This is a genomic window from Streptomyces sp. NPDC058525 (assembly GCF_042719495.1).
Lineage (GTDB): Bacteria > Actinomycetota > Actinomycetes > Streptomycetales > Streptomycetaceae > Streptomyces.
The window spans coordinates 71,856-98,289 of the sequence record NZ_JBHXNP010000019.1 but is presented as its reverse complement, the minus strand read 5'-3'; the positions used below and the strand labels follow the sequence as shown (position 1 = coordinate 98,289).

At 70.9% G+C, this 26,434-nt stretch carries 20 protein-coding genes; 15 read left to right on the top strand and 5 right to left on the bottom strand.

Translation table 11 applies throughout. The features are described from left to right. The 7 genes from ACFWP3_RS12635 to ACFWP3_RS12605 all read left to right on the top strand — a co-directional run. A partial coding sequence (locus ACFWP3_RS12635) for an NAD(P)/FAD-dependent oxidoreductase (protein WP_384219465.1) occupies positions 1 to 506 on the top strand: 506 nt, incomplete at its 5' end. A 419-nt stretch (positions 507 to 925) separates the two neighbouring features. Further along, positions 926 to 1,798: a hypothetical protein gene (locus tag ACFWP3_RS12630; protein WP_384219462.1), complete on the top strand. Its 873-nt coding sequence runs from the start codon at positions 926 to 928 to the stop codon at positions 1,796 to 1,798. Beyond that, the gene (locus tag ACFWP3_RS12625; protein ID WP_384219459.1) at positions 1,783 to 5,301 is read left to right on the top strand and encodes a DEAD/DEAH box helicase; all 3,519 of its coding nucleotides are present in this window, start codon (positions 1,783 to 1,785) and stop codon (positions 5,299 to 5,301) included. The genes ACFWP3_RS12630 and ACFWP3_RS12625 overlap by 16 nt, the downstream gene beginning before the upstream one ends. 360 nt (positions 5,302 to 5,661) lie before the next feature. Then, the gene (locus ACFWP3_RS12620; protein ID WP_384219457.1) at positions 5,662 to 6,990 is read left to right on the top strand and encodes an HNH endonuclease; all 1,329 of its coding nucleotides are present in this window, start codon (positions 5,662 to 5,664) and stop codon (positions 6,988 to 6,990) included. A 329-nt stretch (positions 6,991 to 7,319) separates the two neighbouring features. Continuing rightward, the gene (locus ACFWP3_RS12615; RefSeq protein WP_384219455.1) at positions 7,320 to 8,315 is read left to right on the top strand and encodes a DUF4365 domain-containing protein; all 996 of its coding nucleotides are present in this window, start codon (positions 7,320 to 7,322) and stop codon (positions 8,313 to 8,315) included. 181 nt (positions 8,316 to 8,496) lie between these two features. After that, positions 8,497 to 9,636, top strand: coding sequence for a hypothetical protein (locus ACFWP3_RS12610; RefSeq protein WP_384219453.1), 1,140 nt, complete (start codon positions 8,497 to 8,499; stop codon positions 9,634 to 9,636). A gap of 848 nt (positions 9,637 to 10,484) precedes the next feature. Beyond that, positions 10,485 to 10,904, top strand: coding sequence for a DUF3052 domain-containing protein (locus ACFWP3_RS12605; protein WP_384219451.1), 420 nt, complete (start codon positions 10,485 to 10,487; stop codon positions 10,902 to 10,904). Positions 10,905 to 11,164: 260 nt separating this feature from the next. On the opposite strand, the gene ACFWP3_RS12600 is transcribed toward ACFWP3_RS12605, so the two are convergent. Continuing rightward, positions 11,165 to 13,378 (bottom strand): SdrD B-like domain-containing protein, encoded by a 2,214-nt coding sequence (locus tag ACFWP3_RS12600; RefSeq protein ID WP_384219448.1) that lies wholly within the window; start codon positions 13,376 to 13,378, stop codon positions 11,165 to 11,167. Between the two features lie 144 nt (positions 13,379 to 13,522). Then, the gene (locus tag ACFWP3_RS12595) at positions 13,523 to 14,665 is read right to left on the bottom strand and encodes a Dyp-type peroxidase (protein WP_384219446.1); all 1,143 of its coding nucleotides are present in this window, start codon (positions 14,663 to 14,665) and stop codon (positions 13,523 to 13,525) included. A gap of 79 nt (positions 14,666 to 14,744) precedes the next feature. Here ACFWP3_RS12595 and ACFWP3_RS12590 point away from each other — a divergent pair, with 79 nt between their 5' ends. From ACFWP3_RS12590 to ACFWP3_RS12565, 6 genes are all read left to right on the top strand, one after another. Then, positions 14,745 to 16,088: a nitrous oxide reductase family maturation protein NosD gene (locus ACFWP3_RS12590; protein ID WP_384219444.1), complete on the top strand. Its 1,344-nt coding sequence runs from the start codon at positions 14,745 to 14,747 to the stop codon at positions 16,086 to 16,088. Next, positions 16,085 to 16,840: a hypothetical protein gene (locus ACFWP3_RS12585; protein WP_384219441.1), complete on the top strand. Its 756-nt coding sequence runs from the start codon at positions 16,085 to 16,087 to the stop codon at positions 16,838 to 16,840. The genes ACFWP3_RS12590 and ACFWP3_RS12585 overlap by 4 nt, the downstream gene beginning before the upstream one ends. A 160-nt stretch (positions 16,841 to 17,000) precedes the next feature. After that, positions 17,001 to 18,242 (top strand): cytochrome P450, encoded by a 1,242-nt coding sequence (locus ACFWP3_RS12580; RefSeq protein ID WP_384219439.1) that lies wholly within the window; start codon positions 17,001 to 17,003, stop codon positions 18,240 to 18,242. A gap of 34 nt (positions 18,243 to 18,276) precedes the next feature. Next, complete coding sequence (locus ACFWP3_RS12575) at positions 18,277 to 19,062, top strand: crotonase/enoyl-CoA hydratase family protein (RefSeq protein ID WP_384219436.1); 786 nt, start codon at positions 18,277 to 18,279, stop codon at positions 19,060 to 19,062. A 193-nt stretch (positions 19,063 to 19,255) separates the two neighbouring features. After that, positions 19,256 to 20,503, top strand: a complete 1,248-nt coding sequence (locus ACFWP3_RS12570) for a 2-isopropylmalate synthase (RefSeq protein ID WP_384219434.1) — start codon at positions 19,256 to 19,258, stop codon at positions 20,501 to 20,503. Beyond that, complete coding sequence (locus ACFWP3_RS12565) at positions 20,500 to 21,204, top strand: Sua5/YciO/YrdC/YwlC family protein (RefSeq protein WP_384219431.1); 705 nt, start codon at positions 20,500 to 20,502, stop codon at positions 21,202 to 21,204. Before ACFWP3_RS12570 ends, ACFWP3_RS12565 begins: the two co-directional genes overlap by 4 nt. A gap of 44 nt (positions 21,205 to 21,248) precedes the next feature. Here the strand turns inward: ACFWP3_RS12565 and ACFWP3_RS12560 are convergent, their stop codons facing one another. Continuing rightward, a complete protein-coding gene (locus ACFWP3_RS12560) occupies positions 21,249 to 21,929 on the bottom strand; it encodes a hypothetical protein (RefSeq protein WP_384219429.1) in 681 nt (226 codons plus the stop codon). A gap of 442 nt (positions 21,930 to 22,371) precedes the next feature. On the opposite strand from ACFWP3_RS12560, the gene ACFWP3_RS12555 reads away from it, so the two are divergent. Further along, positions 22,372 to 22,779 (top strand): FKBP-type peptidyl-prolyl cis-trans isomerase, encoded by a 408-nt coding sequence (locus ACFWP3_RS12555; RefSeq protein WP_384219427.1) that lies wholly within the window; start codon positions 22,372 to 22,374, stop codon positions 22,777 to 22,779. Positions 22,780 to 22,827: 48 nt separating this feature from the next. Further along, positions 22,828 to 24,228, top strand: coding sequence for a hypothetical protein (locus tag ACFWP3_RS12550; protein ID WP_384219424.1), 1,401 nt, complete (start codon positions 22,828 to 22,830; stop codon positions 24,226 to 24,228). A gap of 1 nt (position 24,229) precedes the next feature. On the opposite strand, the gene ACFWP3_RS12545 is transcribed toward ACFWP3_RS12550, so the two are convergent. Both ACFWP3_RS12545 and ACFWP3_RS12540 read right to left on the bottom strand, forming a co-directional pair. Continuing rightward, entirely contained in the window at positions 24,230 to 25,339 is a 1,110-nt protein-coding gene (locus tag ACFWP3_RS12545) for an RNA ligase family protein (RefSeq protein ID WP_384219422.1), read from the bottom strand. Then, positions 25,329 to 26,309, bottom strand: a complete 981-nt coding sequence (locus ACFWP3_RS12540; protein WP_384219420.1) for an MBL fold metallo-hydrolase — start codon at positions 26,307 to 26,309, stop codon at positions 25,329 to 25,331. The genes ACFWP3_RS12545 and ACFWP3_RS12540 overlap by 11 nt, the downstream gene beginning before the upstream one ends. Between the last annotated feature and the right edge of the window lie 125 nt (positions 26,310 to 26,434).

The following is a 26,434-nucleotide window of genomic DNA, read 5'->3' as shown; positions in this document are numbered from 1 at the left end:
CCGCCATGGAAGAGGCCACCTTCCTCACCCGCTTCGCCCGCTCGGTCACCATCGTCCACCGCCGCTCCACCCTGCGCGCCTCCAAGGTCATGCAGAACCGGGCCTTCACCGACGACAAGATCTCCTTCGCCTTCGACAGCGAAATCGCCGAGATCAAGGACACCAACGGCATGCTCTCCGGCGTCGTCCTGCGCGACACCTTCACCGGAAAGCTCCGCGACCTCGACGTCACCGGCCTGTTCATCGCCATCGGACACGACCCCCGCACCGAGCTGTTCACCGGACAGGTCGACCTCGACGACGAGGGCTACATCAAGGTCGCCTCACCCTCGACCCGCACGAACATCCCTGGCGTCTTCGCAGCCGGCGACGTCGTCGACCACACCTACCGCCAGGCCATCACCGCAGCCGGCTCCGGCTGCGCAGCGGCCCTCGACGCCGAGCGCTACCTCGCCGCCCTGAGCGACAGCAGCACCGACATCGGCATGGCGCAGGTCAACGCCTGACCGACTGGCCCCCACCCCAGGGTGGGGGCCAGTCTGGAACCCCGACGCTGTTCCCGCGACCGGCCAGACCCCCAGCGCTCCGGCGACCGGCCGCACGGGCCGGCCCAGCAGTGCACCACCTGGTGCGACCCACGCGATGAGGCCCTCCCAACCGCGGCCCCCTCGTCCGCTGAGTGCGCGGGGGCTGGGCTGGGCTGGGCTGGGCTGGGCTGGGCTGGGCTGGCACAGCGTGACCGTCGTCGACGAGCCAGCGCGGGCACGAGCACCAGAGACCGCGAGTAAATCGGGCAGGCCGTGCATTCGGTGAGCCACTCCACGATTTCGCCGCAGGAGGCTGCGCGGCGATCTTCGGGCTCGATAGGGTGGCCCGTGTCGGCACCCCAGGTCCCGGCGCAGGGTAAAAGCGGGAGGTGGGGCGGGTGTTGATACCTGCGCAGCAGGCGATGGAGCACGCCCTGGACGTCGGCGGTCGCCTGGTCGATCTCACCCGGAGGGAAAGCCGCGGCCATGGGCAGGTGTGCCCATGGGAGCTGGTGGTGACCATCGGCCAGGAGCCCAAGGACCGCGCCGCGGCCGCCTGGATCATCGCGGACGAGGTGATGCAGGCCCGCACCGACCTAGACGATCATGCCTACCAACTCTGGCGCGACCACGTCCTGGCCGGCACCACTCTGGCTGGCCCCGACCACGCGCACGTCCTTCTGTACGCGGGTCCTGTGTTCGAGGCCAACGACGACACTGGTGTTACCGGCTACGTAGGCGAGTGGCTCTGGTACCTCACCACCCGTGACCTCCCCCCTGAACCCGGACGCAGCGTGGAAATCCTGGACCCGCCGTCGTCAACGGTGACCGACAGCGGGCCCGACGGGCTGCTGATTCACCGCGTGCCCGGCAGCGAGCTGGGGTTCGTCTTTCGGTTGTGGGAGATGAAGAAGTTCACCGCGGAGAAGACGAAGCCGAGCGACACGATCCGCAAGGCATGGCAGCAGCTGAACACCTGGGGCGCACGGTACCTGGGTCAGATCTCGTGGGGAGGACGGGAGCTCGCCCCCGACACCCGCGGGTTTGTCGCTTCGATGGCGCGGCAGTGGGTGGATGCGAAGGAGTCGGGCAGCGGCGGGGTCAGCGTGGCCATGAATGCCGCGGACACCCCGGATACAGCCTTCGAACGTTCCCACTCGCACTTCACCACCCATACCCACGCGGGCGCACTGCAAGGCTTGGTGGTGGCAATCGAGGATCTTGAGGACTTCGCCAAGACCGTAAGGAGGTACGTGTGGAGCGCACTCTAGACCCGGAGGTGCTCGCATCTGCGCTCGGCGAGTACCGGGTGGGCGGGGTGCTGCCCAGCGCTGCGGACCTGCTGGCGGCGATGACCGAGTTGGAGGTCGCGGCGTTCCGCGGTGAGCGGGAGATTGAGGACGAGACGCTCGCCACCGCGTGGTTTCTGCACGGCCTCGCCGCACTGGACCCGGATACTCCCGGCTACGACGCGGTACGTGTGCGACAGGCCTTCGCCACCAGCGCGCACCTGATGGACCTCGCCCTCGGTGACGACCGGCGTCCGGCGGTCGAACGGCTCCAGATCGCCTTCGCCGCGCAGGCCGGATACCGGCGCAGCGAGCAGGACCCGAACGCCACCGCCGTCTACCGACAGATCAGCCCTCTGATCGACTTCACCGGTGAACTCCGCCTGCACATCGGCACCCTCGCGGTGGAGGCTGGCGTGGTCTTTCTCAGCTTCGATCGGCCGGAGCTGGGTCGGGCGCTACGGGCGTGGCGGCGGCAACTGCGCGGGGTGCGGGCAGTGATGCGTCGCGAGTCCCTTACGGGGACCATGTATGGACCCGCGGAGGCCGTCGTTGAGGCAGTCTTCCATCTGTACCAGTTCCTGGGGTTCGGCGAGGAGCAAAATCTTCTGACCGCGCAGCGGCTGCTCATGGACGTGATGACGGAGACGGCTGGCCGTGGTGACCGGCTGGCGCGGTGGGTTGCCGCGCACCTGTTCCAGCTGAGCGGGGAGATGTCGGCCAGCAGCCTGTACCAGCTGCTTCCCCCGGGGACTCCCCCGGCAGTGGCGCGGAGCTTCGCGTTGTCGAGGCCGCCGGTGATGACGCTCTGGCCGCCGCAGCGCGAGCTCCTGAAGCTGGAGCGCGGCAACCCGCTCGATCCGGCGACGTCACGCAGCCTGATCAGCGTGCCGACCAGTGCGGGCAAGACACTGATGGCTCAGCTGGTGATCTGCTCGCACCTGGCGCAGCGCCCCGGGCGCGTGGTGTACGTGTCGCCGATGCGCAGTCTTGGGCGGGAGATGCGCTCGGCGCTGCGAGGCCGACTGCGGGTGCTCGGGCGGCGCCTGGCCGCGGAGCAGCCGAAGTTCCCACTGGGCGCGTGGGCCTCGTCAGCCGAGTCGGACGGTGCGGACGTGGAGATCGTCACCCCCGAGCGGCTCATGCACATGATCCGCAACAACCCCGGCGAGGCGCTGGCCGATGTCGGGCTAGTCGTCGTCGACGAGGCCCACCACCTGGGCCAGGGCAGGCGCGGCTTCGTGCTGGAGAGCCTGCTCGCGCTGCTGCAGGCCCGCATCGACGTCCGGCTGGTGCTGCTGTCCGCGGCCGTCGGCAACAAGGGCGACATCGCCTCGTGGCTTGACCCGCAGCGCCCGGAGCGGGAGGTCTACTTCACCGATACTTGGCGAGGCCCGCGCCGGATGCACGGCCTCATGTACCCGAACCTGATGGCTGAGCAGGCCGAGCTGGCGGAGCGGCTGCCGACGGCGAAGCATGCCTCGCCGGTGCTCGCCACCGTACCGGTCGAGACCCTTCTCGCCGTCCGGCCGACCGCCTCCTCCACCATCGCCCGGCTGACCACCGGCGAGGTGGGCACGCGGCGCTTCGCCGGTGCCGCAGGGCGGTGGACTGCCCGGACTCGTCTTCCGGGCGGGATCGCCGACTATAAGGCCTTCGCCGCCGGGGCCGCGGAGCTCACCGCCTCCGGCAGCGTCCTAATGGTCGTCGGCACCAGGCGCGAGGCCCGTGACGCGGCGCTCGCCATCGCCGACCGCCTGCCCGAGCGATCCGAGGCCACGGCCCTGACCGACTATCTCGCCGACACCCTCGGCGAGGAGCACCCGTTGGTGCGCTGCACCCGGCACGGCGTCGCCTACCACCACGGCGCCCTGCCCGAGGACGTCCTGCACGCCATCGAGGGCGCGCTGCGCCGCGATGATCTCCTGGCGATCGCCAGCACCAGCACCCTCACCGACGGCGTCAACCTGCCCGTGCGCACCGTCATCGTCCACCACAAGGTCGACGGCGACCCGCTCACCTACGACGGCCAGCGCGCCCTATCCCCTGCCGAACTCCTCAACGCCATCGGCCGCGCCGGGCGGGCTGGCCGGGAAAGCGAGGGCTGGATCTTCCTGACCCGGCCCTACCCGCCCCACCCCACCGAATTTGACATCCTCAACCCCGACCCGGAGCAGCTGCGCGTCGTCTCCACACTGCTAACCAGCGATGCCCTGGCCGATCTCGCCGCCGCCGAGGACGCCCTGCGGCAGGACGCCGACGGCGTCTTCGCGCTGGCCGACGGCGTCGCCGCGGACTTCGCCTCCTTCGTCTGGCTCGTCCTGCATCTCCACGCTGCCTCGCCGGCGCCGCAGGGCGGTCCCCTCGACACCCTGGACTCGCTGTTCGCCCTGTCCCAAACCGGTAACGGGCGGACCACCAGCCGGTGGCTCTCCCTCGCGGACCAGGTCGCGGCAGTGTTCGAGACCACCGACCCCGCCCCGGCCGGCAGGTGGGCTGGAACCGGCACCAGCCTGGGGTCGGCCCGCTACCTCGACTGGCTCGCAAAGCACCTTGCCGTGCTGCTCAACCGGGACGCTGTGGACAACGCCACCCGAACCACCGGCGGCGACTGGCACGCTGAACCGGCGGAGTGGCCGCTGCAGCGCACCCTCGACTTCCTCACCGAGCTCCAGGTCTTCGACCGCTTGCTCGAGCATCTCCCGGAGGTCACCAAGACCTGGAGCTTCAAGGACAGGGAAACCCGGGGCACGCAGATGAGCGTCCCGGTCGCCCCTGCGCTCCGCGAGTGGATCTCCGGCGCCGCGATCCCCGACCTCGCCCGCTCCTGGCAGCCTGATATTCCGGCTGCGTGGGCGCTCGAGCAGGCGGTACGCAATATCAGCACCGCCTTCGGGCATGCCCTGAGCTGGACCGTCGGCGCCTTGATCAACCTGGTCAACACCAGCCCCGAGCTCTCCCCCGACGCGCCCAGGCTGAACCAGCACACGGCCTGGCACATCCGGCACGGCGTCGACACCGAACAGGCTCTGACCCTACTTACCTCCGGCGTCACCTCCCGGCGCATCGCGCACCTCCTCGGCCGCGACGCCGCCCGTCTCGGGCACCGGTCGGCCGACCTCCGACGGTGGACCGCCCAACACCACATCGACGGCTGGGCGCAGCAGTACGGGGCGAGCGACTACGAAGTCCAGGACCTCCTCGACTACGTCCGCACTCCTTCCGACCCGATCAACCGGCTTCTCGACGACCGCGCCACCACCACTCCGCTGACCCGGCTGGTACCGGGAACGCCCGACGGGCCGGTCGACGTCGCACGACCCAGCGAACGCCACCCGACCATCCGCATCGGCCGCGACCGGCACCGGGTGGCAACCGTGCCAGCCGAACGGCACCTCGACGTCCTCGCGATGCTCGAGAGTGGCCTCGACCTCGACCACCGCCTCCACAACGGGCAACTCGTCACCACCCGCCGCAGCCGGTAGCCACCGGCCCGCTAGGCCAGCGGGGCCGGTCCGGCCCCGCCGCCGCCGGACATCAAGAGCTGCAGCCATTTGCCCTTGCCCAGCCGGTCAGCTCTACGCATCGAGCAAGTCCGAGGCTGCTGCCCAGTGGGGTCGACCTGAACCGCTCAAGGGTCGTGGTCGGCACAGGAAGCAGACGGCAGCGGACGAGCAGGGCCGAACTGACGGAGACCGAGGTGCCCAGACTGCCACGACGAGCAGCCGGCCCGGCAAAACTCCCCCGCGCGTCAGCGACCGCGAGCAAAACTTCCTGTCTCGTGCTCTCGCAGCATGCCGAACCTCCGTCTAGACCACACCCTCAACATCCAGAGAGAATGCTCCATGGCCGTCTCCAAGCGCCTCCGATACGAAGTCCTCCGCCGGGACAACCACACCTGCCGATACTGCGGCGCCTCCGCGCCCGACGTCCCACTGCGCGTCGACCATGTCACCCCCGTTGCGCTTGGCGGCACGGACACCCCCAACAACCTCGTCACGAGCTGCGAGCCGTGCAACAGCGGGAAGAGTTCCGGCACCGTCGACAGCGCCCTGGTCGAGAACGTCGCCGACGACGCCCTCCGTTGGGCCGCCGCTATGCAGCAGGCCGCCGACAACCTTCTCGAACAGGAGAGGCCCAAGCTCGAATACCGCGCCGCATTCCTGAAGGAGTGGAACCGCTGGGGCTACGGCGAAGGCGACGACCGCAAAGCCATCGAGCTGCCTGGCGACTGGAAGCCCAGCGTCGAACGCTTTCGAGTCGCGGGACTGCCCGCCTGGGTCTGGGGCGAGATCATCGACACCGCCATGGGCTACGACAAGGTCCTCGACCCCAACAAGTTCAAGTACTGCTGCGGCATTGCATGGAACAAAGTCGGCGTCCTGCAGGAAGGGGCTCGGCGGATCGTCGGTGCCACGCGGCCGCCCGCTCATCTCGACATGCGGCAAGCGGTGCTCGAGGCAGCCTTTGCGGTGTGGCACTGCGGTTTGAGTGACGGCGAGGACGCCCCGACCCCCAAACAGGTCGACGAGTTCCGCGAAAGCCTCGCAGGCCTCACCGAGGCCGATCTGGCGGATCCCGAGGTGATCGTCCAGGCCGCTCAGTACGCCACCTACTTCGGGATGAGCAATTTTGCCGAAGCACGCCGGGACATGGACCACGACGCGGTCGCCCGCGCATGGAACTCAGCATGGCCAACTACGTGGGTCCCGGGTAATGAAGAGTGGGGCGGCAAGATCGTCGGTGGCCCCACGGACATACAGCGCAAGTGGGTCAGGGAGCAGATCGAGAAGCTCCTCGACGCCGAGGTCAACGTGCACCGCCTCGTGCGCGCGGCCAGTCACGCGGGGTCGCACAAGTCGGCTCGGATATACCACGGACTGTCCGACTCCGAGCTCGAGGTGACAGGGGTCAGTAGTTGGCAGTCGAAGGCTGCCGAACTCTGGCGCGTCGCCTACACAGCGTCAACCATGGTCGAGCCGACGGTGGAGGAAACCGCCAGGTTCTTCAAAGGCCTCCGGGGCGTCGTGTCGCTCGGCGAGTTCTACCTGGCCGACATCTACCAGGCGGCATCCGCTGCTGGCTGCTATCAAGATCCGGACCTGCTCCCCTGCCTCACGCAGCACCTGTCCGTGTTCGAGGCGGCGGCTCTCCCCGTCCGGGATGAGGGCTGATGGCGCCCACGGCAGCCTGCCGATGGCTACGCGTCGCCCGCAACGCTCCCCCCGATCATCGCGCGTCCCGTCTTAGAGCGGAGTCACTTGACGCCCCTTCACCTATCCACCGAGTCTCGTGAAGGCCTGAACCCCAGGCCCTTGGCGCTGCTCTCCTCGCGAGCCGATCCCCAAGCCGCAGCGGGGCTCACTACCGGGGCCTCACGGACCCGTGTCACCTCACTGCAGGCAAGAGGGATCACTGCAGCGGTCGCGGCGCTCGCTTCGGTGAGGGCGTGCTGTCAGCGCATGCCGGTATCCTGACGCCGACTGCTTTCAAGGGGGGAACGGTGTCAACCGTACGTTCTAGCCGGAGAATTGAGCGGGCCGGCGTTAACGCCCTGCGTGCACTCCTCGAAGAGCACGATCACATCGTTCAGGAAATCGACGGTGGAAACGATCACGGCGAGGACATGATCGTGAACTTCACTCGGGGCGGGAAGCGAACGGGCTGCTGGATCGCCATCCAAGTAAAGAGTGGAAAAAAGTACAAGCGAGCCAATGGGTATGCAATCCCCGTAGAAGACCACTTCGACGACTGGCGGCAGAGCCGGATCCCTATCGTTGGCGTCGTGTACGACATGAAGAAGAAAGAGCTGTTCTGGGTTAATCTCACCGAACGGTTACGATCCACCAAAGAAAGCCCGGGCTGGGTGCAAGTAGCTAACGCGGCCCAACTCAACGGGGACACCGTGGATGGATTCCATTCAGAAATCTCATCGTACGCGGGCGATACGCGGATGCGCATTCGCGCAGCGAACGAGGAAGAGGCTTTTACCGAGGCTGTTCGCGCGCGACAAGGGCTGGACCCCGAAACCGCACCCAACCCTCTCTTCGAAGGAATGGCCGACTTCGCCCTTCGCCATGAGGAACGACTTCAGGTGATCGCGCGAGACCTACGGCGGTCCATCCCAATCCAAGCCCTGGTCTTGATCATGGCATGGGAGTGGCCCCGGCAGATCCGCTTCGTTGAGGGGTCCACGGACATGAACCCCGTCCCGTGGGTTCTGGGCCTCTATTCTTTCATGTTCCTTATGTCCCTCACGATCTTCTTTGAGTTGAGGGCGGGACGGAAACCCAAAGAGACCGGCAACTGGCTGATCCTCATTGCCAGCAATTTTCTATGGCTTCCGATCATGGACCCCGATGGCGATCAAGGCTGGTGGGGAACTACATGGATCATTGCTGGAATCGTGATCCCCTCTTTCGGCATCAAACTCCTGTACATCAGCTTCATCCGGTACGCCCGCGACCGAAAAAGGAAGCAGCAGCGAGTCGGTTTTTGACCCATACGAACTCGATAGCGTATAGGGAAATCCGCGCGGCTCGGACCGCGTTCGGCCCTCGCCAATGCGCGATGTCCGCTGGCGGCAGACGCAGCGGCCAGTGAGCGCGTGCGGTTGTCAGTGGCCCCTGTCACGATCGATGCGGCGGCCCATCGCGGTCGTGTGGCGAGCGGAGGCCAGCATGCCCAACAGGTACGTGCGACTGGCAGGATTCGACCAGCGACTGGATCTGACGAAACCGGACCTCGGAGTGGCCGGCGGCGCTGCGCTGCTCGAACAGCTGCTCAATGACCGCCGGTTGCCCGTACAACGCCGCGGCCTCACGTGCGCGGAGGTATGTGAGAAGCGGGGCTTCATCGAGCCAATGTCGGTGTACCGGCGACTGGGCAAGGTCGTCGCTGCCCACATGCGAAGCGACGCCGAGGACCGGCACCACGGCGGTGGAGAGTCTGACGAACACAAGGCGTACAAAGACCGGGCGGTTCGTGCCGCAGAGGAAGGCGGGCACGCTGCCGTCCAGGAACGATCGAGCAAGGACCGCGCAGTCCGCAGCGACGTCCTGATCCGCGGTACGGACGGTGTACTCCTCGGGTTCGAGTCACAACTGTCCCCGCGCAACCCGCGTGAGATTCAAGCACGGGACGTGGCGGCCCGACGGGCGGGCGTGCTGGACGCATGGCAGACGAACAGCCAGGACATGGCGCGGGACACGACGGTTCCATGGTTGCGTACCGACCGCGTCCCCTTGGAACTGATCATGAAGCGGGACTCCCCCATCCCGTTCCGCGGCGGTATCCGACGCATCGAACTCGCCAAGTGCGACGAGCGGTTCCCAGGGCCGTGTCCGAAGAAGCGGACAGGGAAATGCGGAGGCTGGCATCCGACCACGCGACCTGCGGAACGCCCCTTCGACGAATTCATCCGAGATGCCGCCTCCGGGCTTTACGTACGAGCGATCGTCAAGGTGAAGCGGACGGCGTTCGAGTTCTGGACCCCCGCTGCCGATCACACTGCGTACCTCGACGCGACATCGGGCGAACCGCCTGCCGTCATGCCGAGGCAACGTCAGGTACGGCGTCCTATGGAGGACGGCGACCCGACGTGCCGCGTTCGGCCGCCGGCAGCGCCGGACCACGAGACCGCGCCGCTCCCCTACATCCCGGCACCCCGCTCGCCGGAGTCCGTCCCTAGCACAAGGCCTGCGGTGACAGGGTCACGGCCGATCGCCTACCGGGGCAAGTGCGGGGCTGGGGTACAGCCATGCGGGGCGCCCGCGCGGTTCTATCCCGCAGGATGGCTCTGCGACGACCACCGGCCGTAGCCGACAGGACGGGACACCCGCAGAGGGCCCTCCCTGCTCCCGATCGCTCCCACGACTTCCCGCTCCTGACCGACCCCTACCGCCCAGGCCAGCGGGTACCAAGATCCGGACCATTTCCGGACCAGCCCCCGCCCGAGAGCCTTACGAAGCACCGTTTTCCCAGGTCAGCATGGGTTCATCTGCTGTACCACCAGCAGACCAAGAACGTTTATTGCAGCTATTCCCCGAAGGCAGTTGGGTTCTTCTAGAGTCCCAAGTCGAGCCCCTGGAAGGGAAATCACCCTCCCGAAGCCAGTTCCGACACATCACCCAACGACACCGAACCGTTACGTTAAGTACGGAACGGGGCCGCTCAGTCGCGCCTCCCGGACCAGTCACGGACCAGATTCCGCCCGGATCGAGAGCCGAGTCAGGCCGCATTGCCCAAGCGCTGTTCTGTACCAGGGGGCAGCGGGCGGCTCGGCCTTCTCGGCTGCCCGCCGAAAGGCTGCTGCATTGCTCCGGAAGCTCGGGCGCACGGACCATGCACTCGAACGGGCGTCGGCGGCGGATGGTCCGACCGGAGCGTCCACCGCCGACGTACCCCTACCGCATCTGGGTGATCTTGTCCTTGCCGTCATCGTTCTGCTGTGCCGGGGCTGATCGGGGCGCGAACATGACCGGGATGGCGCCCGTGGGGCAGGTGCAGGACCGGTCGCGGTGGCCGCACGCACCCTGGGGCAAGCCATCGGCATCCGACTGGCTCGGATTCGTGCTGTCGCCGGCGAGTTGATGACAGCACGCAGCGGGCCGGATCGGCTATGACCTGGCGGCCGCACGGCCGCCCACGACAAGCAAGGGAATGCCAGATGACAAGCACGGTGAACTTCATCGCGGACAGGCTCGGTATCGCACCGGGCGCGGTGGTGCAGGAGCTGGGGTGGGGCGAGGACTGCGACGATGCGGTCCGGGAAGCGGTGGAGGAGCGCGCCGGCTCGGAGCTCCTCGACGAGGAGACCGACACAGCCGTCGACGTGGTCCTGCTGTGGTGGCGGGAGGACGACGGTGACCTGACGGACGCGCTCACCGGTGCGCTCGGCCCGCTCTCGCAGAACGGGGTGATCTGGGTGTTCACCCCCAAGACCGGCCGCGACGGGTACGTCGAGCCCTCCGACATCGCCGAAGCCGTTTCCACCGTCGGCCTGTCGCAGACCTCCGCCATCAGCGTCGCCGATGACTGGTCCGGCATCCGCGCCGTCTCCCCCAGGACAGCCAAGGCCAAGCGCTGAAACCACAGTCGTCCTCATTCGGGCCAGACTGGACGGGCGGCGTCACAAGCCGACGCCTGCTGCAACACCCGTAATCCGTAGGGCCAGACCGCCGTCTCCGCCCCGACTCCCGATCGCGCCCACACCGCCCCACCGCGCCCGAAGCCTGCCGGTGCCGGGTGCCACGCGCGCCGAGATCCCGACCATTTCCGGGCGTGCCGGTGTCGCAGCGCGGGTAGCAAGCGCGCTGCGACAGGGCGGATGGGCGTCTCAGGACGGGGTCAGAGGCGGTCGAGGAAGAGGCCGGCGTCGATGGTGTGGTCGACGGTGCCGGGTGCGCCCGTGGTCACCTCGGCCGTGGCGTACTGGCTCTTGTTGTCCGCGCCGTCGGGGGTGGCGTCGGAGTCGAGGTCCGCGGGTGCGCCGTTAGCGCGTACGGGCGACCAAATCAGCCCGCCGGCGGCGGGAGGCCGACGGGAGTTGATCACGCTGGTGTCGGCGGTGGACTTGTCGAAGCGGACCTTGTACTTGGTGTTGGGGCGGACGCCGTGTTCGGGGCCGAAGTAGTAGGCGCCGTCGGCGCCGGTGCGGATGGTGGCCATCACGGTGCCGTCTTCGGCGAGGAGCTGGACGGTGACGCCGGGGATGCCGGGTTCTGAGTCGTCGACGCTCTGGGCGCCGCCCTTGTTGCGGTCGTACCAGACGCGGCTGCCGATCTGGACGGCCGGTTCGTCGCAGAGGACTTCGAGGTCGCCGAGACCGTTGGCCTTGCCGAAGCCGCCGTCGAGGGGGTCGTTGAGCTTCTGGAGGGTGAAGCCGTTCTCGCCGGGGTTGGCGCCGCGGCCGCCGTTCTGGCGGTCGAAGTAGGCGGTGCCGCCGGTGAAGAACTGGCTGGCCGGGTCCATGGCGGTGGAGGCGATCCGCTGCTCGCGCAGGTGGAGGCCGATGGCGCCCTGGGCGGTTTCCAGGTGGGCGTTGGGCACGAAGTCGCCGGGGTAGAACTCGACGACGTTGGCGGGCTGGCCGCCGTTGGGGCGGGTGGGGGCGTTGTTCGGGCAGGCGCCCGTGCCCTCCCACTCGAAGGTGCCGTCGGCCTTGCGACAGGCACGGTTGAGGTCGCCGCCGGAGTCGGTGACGCTGCTGTTGCTGTAGGAGGGGTTGGGGTTGGGCATCTCGTGGCCGGTCATGTCCGCGAACCGGTCGCGGAAGCCGAGGACCATGTCGCCGTTGCTCTCGATCGCGATGTCACTGAGCAGGGGCTCGGGGTGGGCGACGAGCTGCTGGGGGAAGGTGGAGGCTCCGGCCGTCCAGGGGAACCAGCGGTTGAAGCCTGGGACGTTGACGTTGACCTCGCCGCGTGGGAAGGTCAGCGGCTGCTGGAGGATCGGCGCCTGTCCGAAGGCCGCGGTGACGGGGTTGTACGTCCAGACGACCGCCTTGAGGTCGGCGGCGGCCTGCGAGGACTCCGCGGAGCAGACCCCACCGACGTAGACGACCCCGTCCCGCACGCCCAGGCCGAAGGGGCGCCAGTCGCCGGCTGCCCGGCAGCCCGGGTTGGGGATGGCGACGGACGTCACCGGTGCGGTGGCGGTGGGCTGGGTGGCGTTGTAGGTGTACAGCCTGCGGTCGTTGAGGTTGACGGCGAACAGCTGGCGGTTGTTCTCGGAGATGTCGATGTCGCCGAGGGACTCCTTGCCGACCACGCCGACGAAGGGGCCGTCGAAGCGGACGGAGTCCTGGTGGGCGGTGGTGTCGGCGTTCGGGACGGTGGTGAAGAGGGTGGTGGCGCCGCCGTTGCGGGGCGTGACGTAGATGGCGCCCTGCCCAGAGGGGCCGTACACGGTGTGCCGTTTGGCGTGGGCGCCGGTGAAGATGCGGCGCTGCTGCTTGTGGTAGGCCACGCCGTAGGTGTTGCCGGTGTCGGTGCGGGTGGCGAGCGTGGTGGTGTTGGCGCTGTTGCTGTCGCCGCGCTCGCGGAACGGGAAGGTGACGGTGGTGCGGACGCCGCCGGACTTGGTGGCGGCGACCTGGCAGACCGTGCTCAGTCGGGCGTCGTCCTCGCACCAGTCGGCCGGGTTGCGCACGCCCATGGTCATCTCGGCGTCCCCGTCGATCACGTCGATGATGCTGGCGTTCGACGCGAGACCCCCTGCGGCACCGAAGGTGGGCTGGAGGAAGGAGCCGTTGGGCATCTTCATCCGGACGTAGTACTTGCCGCCGGTCAGGACCGTGTTGGGCGGGAAGGTCGCCACTCCGTCGGGGCCGGTGACTCCGGTGACCACGTTGCCGTCGACGTCGGTCAGCTCGACGGTGATGCCGGCCGCCGGGGGTTCGGTCGCGCTGTCGTAGCGGCCGTTGGTGTTGGAGTCGCGGATGACTTTGATGCGGACGGTCCCGTCAGCGGGATCGGCGCCGAGGGCGGGCTGCTGGAGCACGCCGGTGGTCAGGGCGAGGCCGGCGGCTAGTGCCACCATGGCCTTCCTCAGGGATCTCAAGACTCCTCCATGTCACACAAAGTAGCGATGAACACGCTGAGTGACCATCCTTCCGGGTTGTCGATCTTTACGGGAAGGTCACGGCGGGCGGTTCGCACTATTGAGTGACCCGTCCCACGTCGGCGTGGGTCGTGCAGAACGGATTCACCCCTGCTCCCCCAGGACGCCACCGCCAAGGGGCCGTTCGGGGGTGAAGGCGCGCGGTACGAAGAACGCTCCGGAGGCGGTGGCGGTGACGAACCGCATCAGGTCGTCGCCGTCGTCCAGACGCCGCTGGGTGGCGGTGAAGGTCCGCAGCCGCCGCTGGAAGCTGACGAACAGCAGCCCCTGGTCCGTGGGGCCGTTGTGGTAGCTGTACCCCCGGCGGAGCATCCTGCCGCTGCCCGTGGCGTTCGGGTTGGCCCGCCGGGCGTGCGCCATGGCCGGGACCAGGTAGCGGCCGCGCGGCGTCTTCGCCGACAGGTCGAGCCGGTCCAGCGCCTCCCCTCCGCTGAGCGGCGCGCCGTCCGACTTGCGGCGGCCGATCGCCTCCTCCTGGCGAGCGGCGGACTGGGCGAGGAAGCCGGTGGCGTCGATGCGCAGCCGCCGTACGACGGCGATCGTCCCGTCGGCCAACGGCCCGGGGCCGTCCAGCCACACCTCGCGGTCCATTTCGGGGCGCGTGCGGGGGTTCTCGATCCCGTCCGGGAAACCCAGCAGGTTGCGGACCGGGCCGTTGCCCGGCGGCCGGAAGCCCGTCTGCGACCACCGGCCCGACGCGCCCTCGGCGGTGAGGGCCTGCGCGAGACGCTTGTCGGCGAGGCCGACGGCGACCGGGTCGCTCGCGCACACCTGCACGAGCAGGTCACCGCCCCATGTGCGGGCCGTCCGCTCCTCACGGGCGAAGGCAGGCAGTTCCAGGCCGCTGGCCACACCCAGTACGGCGGGCCCGACCAGGCGCGGCCCCAGCCCCACCGTCACGGTCAGCGCCTTCCCGGGTTTCGCGGTCAGCTCCAGGACGGCCTCGCCCAGCCGGGCGACCACCCCCGCAGGGCCGGCATGTGAGGGCAGGTCGTACACCGACACCACCGCGTGGGTCTGCGGCTGCGCAGGACGGTCGACCCCCGCCTGGCGCAGGCCGCCCGGTCCGGCCTCACCCTGCACGGGAGGTTCGCCCCCCGCGCCACGCGGCGCCGGAAGGGTGACCGTCGGGGCGTCGGGCCGACAGGCCCCCAGAGCCGCCGCCATGGGCAGCACGGCGAGCAGGGACCGGCGAACCCTCGAAGGGTTGTCACGCTGCGTGGTCATGTGAGTACTCTACGCAGCAACGATCGTCGGCCGACCAGCTCGGCCCGCACCGCACGCTCCCGGACGAGGACGTCTCACCGTGCCCGCTTCCCGCTCGCCACTCCGACCCCGCCTCGCCGCCGTGCTGTTCGCCTGCGTGGCGGCGAACGCCTGCGCCACCGGAACCACCGGCCCCGTCGATGACGCCCCGCGCGGTCCGGTCACCATCCGGGTGCCGGCCGAGGCTCCGACCATCGCAGCCGCCCTCGAACGGGCCCGCCCCCACGATCTGGTACTGCTCTCACCGGGCCGATACCGGGAGACCGTCCGGCTCCGCACGCGCCAGGTCACCCTGCGCGGCACCGACCGCAATCGGGTGGTCATCGACGGCGAGGGCCGGCGCGGCAACGGCATCGTGGTCACCGCGCCCGGTGTGACGGTCGAGAACCTCACCGTCCGCAGCCACCTGCAGAACGGCGTCCTGGTGACCGGGCTCAAGAACGGCGACGAGGGCATCGGGCGCGGCAGCGACGGCTACCACCGCCTCGATCCGACCGCCAACCCCCCGCTCGACGGCTTCCGCGTCCGCTACGTCACCGCCGCGAACAACGGCCTCTACGGCATCTACGCCTTCAACGCCCGCCACGGCACCATCGAGGACAACTACGCCTCCGGAAGCGCCGATTCGGGCATCTACGTGGGGCAGTGCAAACCGTGCGGGATCCTCGTGCGCGGCAACACCGCCGAACGCAACGCGGTGGGCTACGAGAACACCAACGCCAGTGGCCCCCTGTGGATCGTCGGGAACCGCTTCACCGGCAACCGGGTCGGCATGACCATCGGCTCCGACTACCTCGAAGCGCTCACCCCCCAAGGCGGAGCCACCGTCGCCGGCAATCTCATCGCCGACAACGCCGCCGCCGACACCCCTGAACAGGCCGATGGCGGCTACGGGATCGGTCTCGGCATCGCCGGAGGCCGCGACAACACCGTCACGCGCAACCGCATCACCGGCCACCCCCGGGCCGGCCTGGTCCTCACCTCCAGCGAGGACCTGCCCCCCATCGGCAACCGCGTGACGGCCAACACCTTCGCCGCCAACGCGCTCGACGCCGCCTACCTCGCCCCGGCGCACGCCCTCGGGAGCGGCAACTGCTTCACCGGTCCCCTCGGGCACACCCTGCCCGCGGACCTCGCGGCGGTCATGGCCTGCCCGGCGACCACCACACCGGCTCCCGGCCCCGGCACGCTGCCGGACACTCCGCCGACGCCTCCCGGACTGCCGTTCCTCGACGTGCCCCTGCCTCCCGCCCAGCCCCAGCTGCCCGATGCCGCGACGGCTCCGGCCACGCCCTTCACCAACGGGCCCACCCCCATTGATCCGGCAGACGTTCCGCTGCCCGCGCCCACCCTGCTCGCCGAGCACAGCCGGGACCGCCGATGAACCGCCGCACCGTACTGCCTACCGTCCTGCTGTCCCTGCTGTCCCTTCCGGCAGTGGCGGCCTGCTCCGCCTCCGGCGACGATCCCAAGGCGTCCGCGCCCCGGCCGCTCACCGCCGAGGAAGCCGACCGCATGGCCCTGGCCCGGTTCACGGCCTACCGCCGCGGCACGGGCGAGGTCACCGCCACCGTCCCGTCCGGCGGGAGGACCATCACGCTCACCGGGCGCATCGACTGGCGCCGTCACCAGGGGTACGCGGAGATCCGCGACGACGCCCGGCCCCCGGCCCGCGAGCTCGTGCACTGGACCCCCGGCGGCGTCGCCGCCCTCCCCAGGTGGACCGGCGGGCTCCCGGACCGGCCGCCCGCCTCGGGCTGGGAGGTCCACCGGCTCCTTCCGCACGGGAGCGCGCTGGACTCCGTACTCCTGCTCCTCCTCCACCTCGGTGCCGACCGCCCGGACAACGCCCAGCTCCTGGCCCGCAGCGACGCCCGCCGGCTCCGCGACGACCGGATCGGCGCCGTCCCCGTCCTCGTCGCCACAGGGCCCGGGGCCCCCGGCGCGCCCGCGGGACAAGGGCGGCCCAGCAGCACCCGCTACTGGATCGACGGCGAAGGCCGGCTGCTCCGCTTCCAGGCGAGGGTTGCCAGCGAGGTCCAGTGGGCCACCGCGGATCTCCCGGCGACAGGCCCCGCGAAGCCCCTCCCCGCCCCACCCGCGGAACTGTCCCGAGCGACAACGCCCGCGCACTGATCCCCGGGCACGCCTCAACCGTGCGTCGCCCGGGAGCGGGTGTCGGCGCAGAGCAACGTAGGCGCCCAGCGCATCCGAGTTCCCCTGCTGAGGAAGGAATGCGCCAGGAGGGGCGGGATCCTGCCGCATCCGGGGGCCGGGGCGTTCGTTGGTGTGGTGTTTGCCGATCACCGCCGAGCCGGAGAAACCTTTGCCCTCTAATGTTCCCGCCGATCCGCCCGCCGCACTGGTGGCGGCCCGATCGCGTGATCCCTACCCGTATTTCGCCTGGCTGCGCCGGCACGCGCCGGCCCACGTGGAGCGGCGGCCGGGGCGGACCGCCGTGTGGCAGATCTCCCGCTACGAGGACGTGCGGGCGCTGCTGACCGACACCCGTCTGAGCAAGGACCCGGACCGGGTGCCCGGATACGTGCCGGGGCCGGCCGGGCTCAACCGGCACCTGGTCCACGCCGACGGGCCGGACCACACCCGCCTGAGGGCACTGGTGAACTCGGCTTTCGTGCCCCGGCGGATCGCGATGCTGGAGCCTTTCATCGCCGAGGTCGCGGGGCGCCTGCTGGACCGGGTCGAACACAGCGCGCATGTCGATGTGATCTCGGATTTCGCGGCGCCGCTGACGTTCCGGATGATCTGCGCGATCCTCGGAGTCCCCGACCGCCTCGACACCGCGGCGACCCGGGAGACCCTCATGTCCACCATCACGCCCGGCGCCGGCGGGCATGCGGCCCGCGCCGAGCGGGAGCTGTGCGACCTCCTGGACGTCCTGATCGCCGGGAAGCGGGCCGGGGAGCACGCGCCGGACGGGGTGGACCTGCTGGCGGCGCTGGTCCGGGCGGGCGACGAGAGCGGAGCCATTAGCGAGGAGGAGCTGCGCTCGACCGCGTACCTCCTGCTGCTCGTCGGCCACGACACCACGATGAACCTGGTCGGGAACGGAATGCTCGCCCTGCTGGAACATCCCGGGCAGGCGGCGCGCCTGACCTCGCCGCAGCCCGGTCCGGGCACGGTGGCCGGCGCCGTGGAGGAATTGTTGCGCTACGACTCTCCCGTGCGGGACGCCACGTTCCGGTGCGCGGCCGCGCCGATCGAGCTGCACGGGCGGACCATCCGGGAGGGGGAGATCGTCAGTCTGCTGATCGGGTCCGCCAACCGGGACGGCGAACGCTTCCCGGAGCCGGACCGCCTCGATCTGGGCCGCACGCCGAACGAACACCTCGCGTTCGGGTACGGACCGCACTTCTGCATCGGCGCTGCGCTCGCCCGGCTCGAAGGCCAGGTCGCCTTCCCCCTTCTGCTCGAACGTCTCGGCCCGGTTCAACTGGCAAAGCCGGCCGACGAGCTGGCGTGGCGGCCGGCCCGCGTCATGCGCGGTCTCGCCTCCCTCCCCCTCGTCCGGCGATGACGCCTGCGCCGCACTCCCCTACGGAATGGACATCATGAGCACCGAGACCGCCCGGACCGCCCAGCCAGTGGTTCTGACCGAGCGGCAGGACGGCGTCCTGGTCATCTCCCTGAACAGGCCCCACGTCCGCAACGCCATCGACCAGGCCCTCGCCCGGGCCCTCGACGCCGCGCTCCTGCTCCTGGAAGACGACCCGGAACTCGAGGTCGGGATCATGACCGGCTCACAGGGCCACTTCTGCTCCGGAATGGACCTCAAGGCCTTCCCCGCCGAAGGCGTACCCCGCGTCGCCGACCGGGGGCTGGCCGGGCTGACCCGCGCTCACCGGACGAAGCCCGTCATCGCCGCCGTCGAAGGCGCCGCCGTCGCCGGCGGCTTCGAACTCGTCCTGGCCTGCGACCTCGTCACCGCCGCCGACACCGCCTTCTTCGCCCTCCCCGAAACCGCCCGCGGTCTCGTCGCCTCCGAAGGCGGAGCCATCCGCCTTCCCGCCCGGATCCCCCACCACCTGGCCATGGAGATGCTCCTGACAGGTTCCCCCCTACCGGCAGCGGACGCCGCCCGACACGGGCTCGTCAGCCGCCTCACCGCCGAGGGGAAGGCCCTCGACGCAGCCCTTGCCCTCGCGGAGCGGATCCGCGCCAACTCACCCCGAGCCGTGAGGATCACCCGCCAGGTCGTCGAAGCCACCCGCGGCCTCGCCGACGACGCGGCATTCGCCGTCCAGGACCCCCTCACGGCTCCCGTCTTCCGGACGAGCACGGCCACGGAAGGCGCCCGCGCCTTCTGCGAGAAGCGCGCTCCGGACTGGAGCCTGTGAACCGTCCCCGGTCCCGGGGGTGCCCGGGGCGGGCCCTCTGGAGGGAAGCCGGCGGCCGAGGTGCCGGGGCGTTCCCTCCCGGAGGCAGCGGGTCGATCACTCGATCGGGTGATCCCGGAGCGCGGAGGCGGGCGCGGGCCGGGGTCAGGGCGATCGTTTCCTCGTCGGACATTCGGACAGTCGGACATTCGCCTTGACGGAGAGGATGTGGTGCGGCGTGGACGCGGTGCGGGAGTCGGCCCTGGCCGGACGGGTCGTCCTGTGGGAGGAGTCCGCCCGGGACGGGGCACAGGCCAAGACCCTCATGGCGGCGGGGTTCCGGGTACGGCTGGCCCGGGAGACGGGCAGCGTATTCGGTGCCGACGGCCCCCGGCACGTCGTCTTCGCCGCAGGCTTCCCGGCGGTGTGCGCGGAGGAGTTCGAGGCCGTACGGCAGGTCGCGGTGGAGGCAGAAGGTGCGGTGAGCGTGGCCGCGGTGTGCCGGGGCGTGGACCGCGATGTGGAGCAGGCCGTCGCCTCGGTGCGCGGCAGCGGCAACGCGCGGGTGATGGTGGTGGTCCCTGCTTCGGACGCGATGGCGCGGGTGATGGTCCACCGCACTGCCGCCCAGGCCCTCGAAGCGGCCGTGGACCTGGTCAAGCGGGCCCGCGACCAGGACGACCGCATCGCGGTGGACATCTGCCTGGCGGACGCTTCCCGCGCCGACACCTCGCTCATGGCCCATCACGCCCAGGCCCTCACCGCAACGGGTGCGGGCCTGGTCGTCCTGGCCGACACCGTCGGATCCCAACTCCCACACGGCTGCCACGACATGTTCGCCAAGGCCCGGGCGGCATGCGGCCCGGAGGTGGTGCTCGCGTCCCACCTCCACAACGACCTCGGGCTCGGCCTGGCCAACACCCTGCAAGCACTGGCGGCCGGGGTGCGGGTGGTCTCCAGCTCCTGGCTCGGCATCGCCGAGCGGGCCGGTATGGTCGCCACCGAGCAACTGCTCTTCCTCCTGGCCCGGCACGGTGAGGAACTGCTCGGATCGGGTGCGGAACCTTGGTGGACGGCTCCCGATCTGACCCGTCTGCCCGGCATCGCACGCATGGTGGCGCACGAGACGGGCGCGCCCCTGGGCGTCACCACCCCGATCGTCGGCACCGGCGTCGGCACCATCTCCACCGGCACCCCCTTCGTCCACCCCGAGCTGTTCCAGCCCTACGATCCCCACGAGGTGCTGGGCGTCGAACCGCACGTGGTCCTCACCCAGCTCGCCAGCGCACGCGTCGTCACCGCCGTCGCCGCCCGCCTCGGCCACACCCTCGACCCGGAGCAGGCCCGCGCCGCCATGGACTGGGCCAAGACCCGCGCCTACCGGACCGGTCAATCCGTCACCGACGACACCACGTTCGCCGCCTACCTCGAAGGCCTCACCCGCACCACGAGCGCCCCGTGAACGCCGCCGACCGCACCCCGACCCACGCGCCTGCCACCCTGGCGCAGGGCCGCCACGCCCTGCGACAAGGCAGCGCGGTCGTCCTCCCCAACCCCGCACCCCTCACCCACGTCGTCGCCGCGACCACCGCGACCGCCGTCAACCAGGCCAAACGCCGTCCCACCGACCAGCCCGTCGCCCTGTGGGCCCACCATCCCGACACCCTCGAAACCCTCACCGGCCTGTGGGACCTCTCCCCCCAGGCCTGCGAGATGACGCGGCGCCTGCTCGCCGAGGAACTCCTCACCGCCCTGCTACCGGTGCGCGCCCACGCCACGCTCCCCTCCTGGCTGGGGCCGGCGGTCAAGGACGGATGGATGCTGCTCTTCGGCGCTCGCTGGCAACCCCTGCACCCCCTGCTGGACGACCATCCAGTGCTGTACGTCAGCAGCGCCAACCTCACCGGCCACCCACCCGCCGCCGACACCGGCGAGGCCCTCGCGATGTTCCCGCCCACCGTGCCCGTCCTGCACCTGACCGATCCCGAACACCGGCGCCCGCAGAACGGCCGGCAAGCGCGACGGGCAACCACCACCGTCCGAGTGACCCCCGACGGAAAACTCCAACTCCACCGCCACGGTGCCCAGGACCAGGGCTACGGTCGGGCCGACGACTACCTGCGCCGGCTGCACACGCGGGCGGCGTGCAGGCCTCCTCGGTGAGTGCCCGGGCACACCCAGGGTCCCCAGGGACCACGCGGCAGCGCCTACCCGTGGTCGTCTCCGTACAGGAGCCGGGCGGAGGGAGTGCGGGCTTCCTCCCGTCCTGGGGTGGTGTAGGCGAAGTTCAAGACGGTGCGTCGGACGCCGGGCCGGGTCAGGGGGCTGACCCGGTGGGCGGTGGTGTCGGCACGCAGCAGGTAGGCGTCGCCGGCCCGGTGGTGGCGGCGTTCGACGGGGGTGCCGTCCGGCAGGGGCAGCTCCGTGGTGTGCGGGGCGTATTCGAGGAGACCGCCGTCGCCGGCATCCTCGGGGGCCTGGAGGAAGAAGACGAGGGCGTAGGGGTAGTCGTCGGTGTGCTCGCCGTGGGTGTCGCCGGGCTGGTGGAGGATGTTCAGCACATGCCGCTCCGTGAGCTCGCCGACTCCCTGCACGCGTTCGCCGGTCAGCGCGGACAGCAGCCCGAGCAGTTCGGGTCGCTCGTACAGGTCTGCGATGAGCGGCGAGCGTGCGGCGAGGGCCTTCCCTCCGATGGTGGTCATGTGGCGGGGTGAGCCGCCCATGCATTCCATGGCGAAGTCACGACGTACGGCTTCGCCTTCGAGGAGCTCCAGCTCCGCGAGGAGCCGGTCCAGTCCGGGGCGGGAGATGAGACCGGGCAGGGCCAGGTAGCCGTGACGGGCGAACCGTTCGGCGGCATCCCTGGAAAGGTCGGGATCGGAGATCACGGCTGCGGCCCGTTCCGGTGCTCGCATTTGCGTCGCAGCAGGTCGGCTGTCATGGCAGGCTCCGTCGCGGGTGGCCGGGCTCTCGGGGCGGTAGGCCCGGTCTACCGCAGGCGTCCACCCCGCGCGGGCTGCCGCACGGCTGTGTCACCTGCATGGCGGCCGGTTCCCCGCAGTACCTGCTCGCGGAGGCGTCCTTCCACGGTGCTCTCCGGCCTGTGCTCGGCCGGCGGTCTCATGCGGTTCCTGCCCTTCCGGGAGGTTCTCACCAAGATCCGGACCAGTTCCGGACCATCCCCCGCCAGGGAGCCGCACCGGCTATCGTTTCCGCTGGTCAGCATGGGTGCCGTTGCTGTACCACCAGGAGACGAAGAACATGCTGGTCAGCTACTCCCCGAAGAAGCTGGGCTTCTTCTAGGTAGCGTGACCGGCCGAGGAGGCTGCAATGAGCGAACTGACGAAGCCCGAGGTCGAGGTCCCGGAGGGTGAGGCTCCGGCCGAGCTGACGATCCGGGACCTGGTCGTCGGGGACGGGCCCGAGGTGAAGGCGGGCATGGTGGTCAAGGTCCACTACGTGGGGGTGACCTTCGCGTCCGGGAAGGAGTTCGACGCCTCCTGGGACCGGGGGCTGCCGTTCAAGTTCGCCCTGGGCAGCGGCAAGGTCATCAAGGGCTGGGACCGGGGGGTGAGGGGGATGCGGGTCGGCGGCCGGCGCGAGATCGTCGTTCCCCCGCGCCTCGGCTACGGCAACCAGTCGCCCTCGCCGTTGATCCCGGCGGGCTCGACCCTGGTGTTCGTGGTGGACCTGGTCGACTCGTACTCCGGCACGGCCGGGTGGAGCAGCGCCCGGTGAACCCGGCGTACGGCGGCGCTGTCGGTGGGGCCGTCTAGTCTGCGTTCCATGATCGAGGGGGAATACGCCGCACCGGCACTCGGTGCGCTCGCCGACGAGGTGGCGGCCGTGCTGGCCGACCGCCGCGACCCTGGCGTGGAGACGTTCGAACGGCTGCTCGGCGCCGTGGTGGTGCACGCCTACCGGGACCGGGAGGCGCTGGCCGCGGCGCTGGGGGCCGTCCCGCGCCGGTTCGCGGTGCGGCCGGACCCGAAGGTGGTGTGCCTCGCGGGGATGGTCGGGGCCGCGGTGGAGCCCGTACGGGCCGGGGAGCCCTGGGAGAAGGCCGGGACGGGCTGGCTCGAACTGTGCCAGCACGTGGCCTTGGATTACATCGCGGGGGCGCGCACGGGCGAGCTCCACGCACGGCTGCGGGCCGGCGATCCCGTGCCGTTCCCGCTGTCCGTGCCGAGCGGGCCGACGGGTGCGGTGGAGCCGCGGCATCTGGTCGAGCGGCTCGCGGAGTACGGGCGCCTCGGTGTCCGGCCGGGCCCGGCGGACCTGGGGCAGGCGCTGCTGCGCTGCGGGGGCCCGGTCGATTCCGAAGCCGTGCGCGCCGCCGAGGGGTTGGAGCTGGCGGAGGGGCCCCGGGTGGCCGACTGGCTTCGGCAGGGCGGCCTTCCGCAGCCGGCGGGGTGGCGGGAGCGCGAGTCCGGTGCGCCCGAGCGTCCCAGCAGGCGCCGGGGAGCGCGCGTCGGCCGCCGGATCCTGGTGGGGCACGAGGCGATCGAGGGCCGCGGGGCGTTCCCGCGGCGGTTCTGGTCGCTGTTCAGGAAGTTCGAGCCGGACATCGCCTGCGCGCACTGGTCCCTGCCGGACGTCCGGGACGCGCACACGGTCGCGACCCTGCCCTGGCATCCGGAGATCGCCGCGGCCCGGCTGCTGACCGGGGTCGCGTCGGCGGCCGACAAGGACGGCGGCCGCGGCGCGCCCGGCTTCCTGGAGGCGCTGGCCGCGGCCGACGGCCCTGCCGGACCGGCCGTGCACCTCGCCGTCGCCTACGGGCTCGCCTCGGCTCCCCGGGAGGACCGGGAAGCCGCCGTACGGGCGCTGCTCCTGCTGGCCGCGCGGGGCAGGCTGGACGGGGAGCTGCTGGGGCGGGAGCTCGCCGAACTCGTCGGGCTGGGCACGCTGAAGGTCGCCCTGGTGACCGCGTCGCTGCGGGCCGCGGCGGACGCCCCGCAGGGCGCCGGCCCGGTGTGGGCGGTCCTGGCCGCCGGGCTCCCGGGGCTCCTGGCCTGCACCCGGCCGCAGGCGCACGGGGCGCTGCTGGCCGTCGCGGCGGACTCCGCGGAACGGTCGGGCGCGCGCGGCGGGCTGCCCGAGGTGACCGCCCTGGCCGGGCGGCCGGGGTCGTCCCGTCTGCTGAAGGAGGCCCGCCGGCTGCGCGACGCGCTGGCGGGGCGCTGAATCACGGGGCCCGGCGGTCGGCCGCGTCGAAGCGGGCCAGTGCGAGCGCGCCGGTCCGCAACGCCCGCTCCAGGGCCGGGGCGAGGCCTTCGTCGAGGCCTCCGAGGGCCTCTGCGGCCTCCTCGACCGCGTCCCGGGCGATCTCGGCGGCGACCTCCTCGGGCGGGGTGCGCGGGCCCAGCTTGCCGACGGCCGCGGCCGCCCGGGCCGGGGTGAGCAGCGCCGCGGCCTGGGAGAGGAGCCAGCCGGGCACGCCCGCCGCGCCTTCGGCGGGCGCCCGGTAGGGGCGCGAGCCGTCGAAGCGCCCGTCCTCGGCGAAGGCGGGGTGCTTGAACTTGGCCACCGGGCGGGCGGCCGGGCCGGTGCCTGTGCCGCCGGTGCCGGTGCCTGCGCCCGCGCCTGCGCCGCCGGTGCCGGTGCCTGCGCCCGCGCCTGCGCCTGTGTCTGTGCCGCCCTCGCCCGGCCACTCCCCGGCGGGTTTGACGACGAGCCCCTCCGCGAGGTTGCCGGGCAGTTCGGGCAGGCCCAGCAGAGCCGGCACGCGAGTGTGGAACACCGGCGCCGGCTCCTGCACCTGGGCGAGCGTCCCGCGCGCGATCAGCGGGACGCAGTGCAGGCCCGCCGCGTCGGCGGCCTCCCGCAGCGCCCGGTCGCCGGCCCAGCGGGTGCCGCCGCCGGCCGTTCCGACCGTGGCGTCGAACGGCATCCAGAGCAGCCCCGGCGCGTACCAGACGCCGGTCTGCACCGGCTCCGTGCCCGGCGCGGGCGGCACGTCCGGGTGCGGATAGCGCCCGCCGGCCAGTTCTCCGTAGACGGTGACCGGCGCCTCGGGTCCGGTGCCGTACGTGCGGCGCAGGGCGGCGGCGCAGCGGTCCGCGGCGACGGCCAGGGCCGGCCAGATCCGTCCGACGCCGAAGAACTCGTCGAGTCCGCTCTCGCCGAGCAGTTCGCGGCGCTTGGCCGGGCGGACTCCGGCCCGGTCGCACACGACGGCGAAGTTCGCACCGTGGACCTTCTCCAGCGCGACCCACTCGCGGGCCGCCCGCCCCTCGCCCAGCCGGGTGCGGGAGGGGATCTTGGGGTACGGCGACCAGTCACTGTCAGCCGTCATGCCGGCCTCCGCCGTGCTGGTGCTGTTCGGGCAGCCGGCTGTCGGGGTGCGCCCACAGCAGCACGTTGCCGGGGCGCGCGTCCCCGAAGAAGTCGAGGACGTCCTGGTCCGAGTGGCGCAGGCTGAAGTGGGTGAGGACGAAGAGGGTCTCCGGGTGGGCCTCGACGAAGGGCCGCAGCCGACTCCACACGGTGTGTCCGACCCGGTCGGCCCGGTCGAGCTCGGCGTCGTCGAGGTAGGTGCACTCGGTGATGACCACCGGGTAGGCGAAGAGCCACGGGTTGTCCTCGAAGACGCTCACGTGGGTGTCGCCGAGGAAGGCGAACAGCGGCTTCAGCACCTCGTGTTCCACCGCGGCGCCCTCCTTGCGGCGCTGCGCGAGGATCCGCCCGAACTCGGCGCCGCCCCGGCCCTCCGCGGTGAGGGAGCTCCGCAGCTCCTCGTACTCGGGGAGCAGTTCCCTGCGGCGCTCGGAGAAGGCGTAGCCCACGCACGGCACCTTGTGCGCGCACTCCACCACCCGTACGTGGTGTCCGCGGCGGCCGAAGGTGAACTCGTCGCCGCCGCGCACCCCGTGCAGCCGGCAGTTCGCGGCGAGGACGGGGTCGTAGGCCGTGCCGTGGTTGAGTTCGGCGGAGGCGCGCAGGTGTCGCTCCACGTCGGGGACGGCGGGGGCGGGCAGGTGGATGTCGACGCCGTCGGGCCGGGCCGCGAGGTAGTCGAGGTCCTTGGCGTGGTCGTGGTGGGTGTGGGTGAGGAAGACGGTCTCCGGACGGCGGCCCTCCGCGAGGCCTGCGTCGAGCGCGCAGCGCAGTTCGGGTATGTGGAAGAACGTCTTGTCATCGGCGCGCGAGTACCCGGTGAGGGTCAGCTCGGTGCCGGGTATGCGCCAGGTCTTCCACTGGCGGAACGGATGTCCCCGCTCGAGCCGTTCGGGGTGGGCGGGGGTCCGCTCGGGGGCCTGTGCCATCGGTGCCTCCGTGGGACCGCCGTGATCGAGAATTCGAGGTGAGGGGCGATCGTAACGGCCGGTGGGGCGGGGAGCCCGCGGTTTTCCTGGCGGGCGGACTGGCCCGGGCCGGGCGTGGAGCGCGG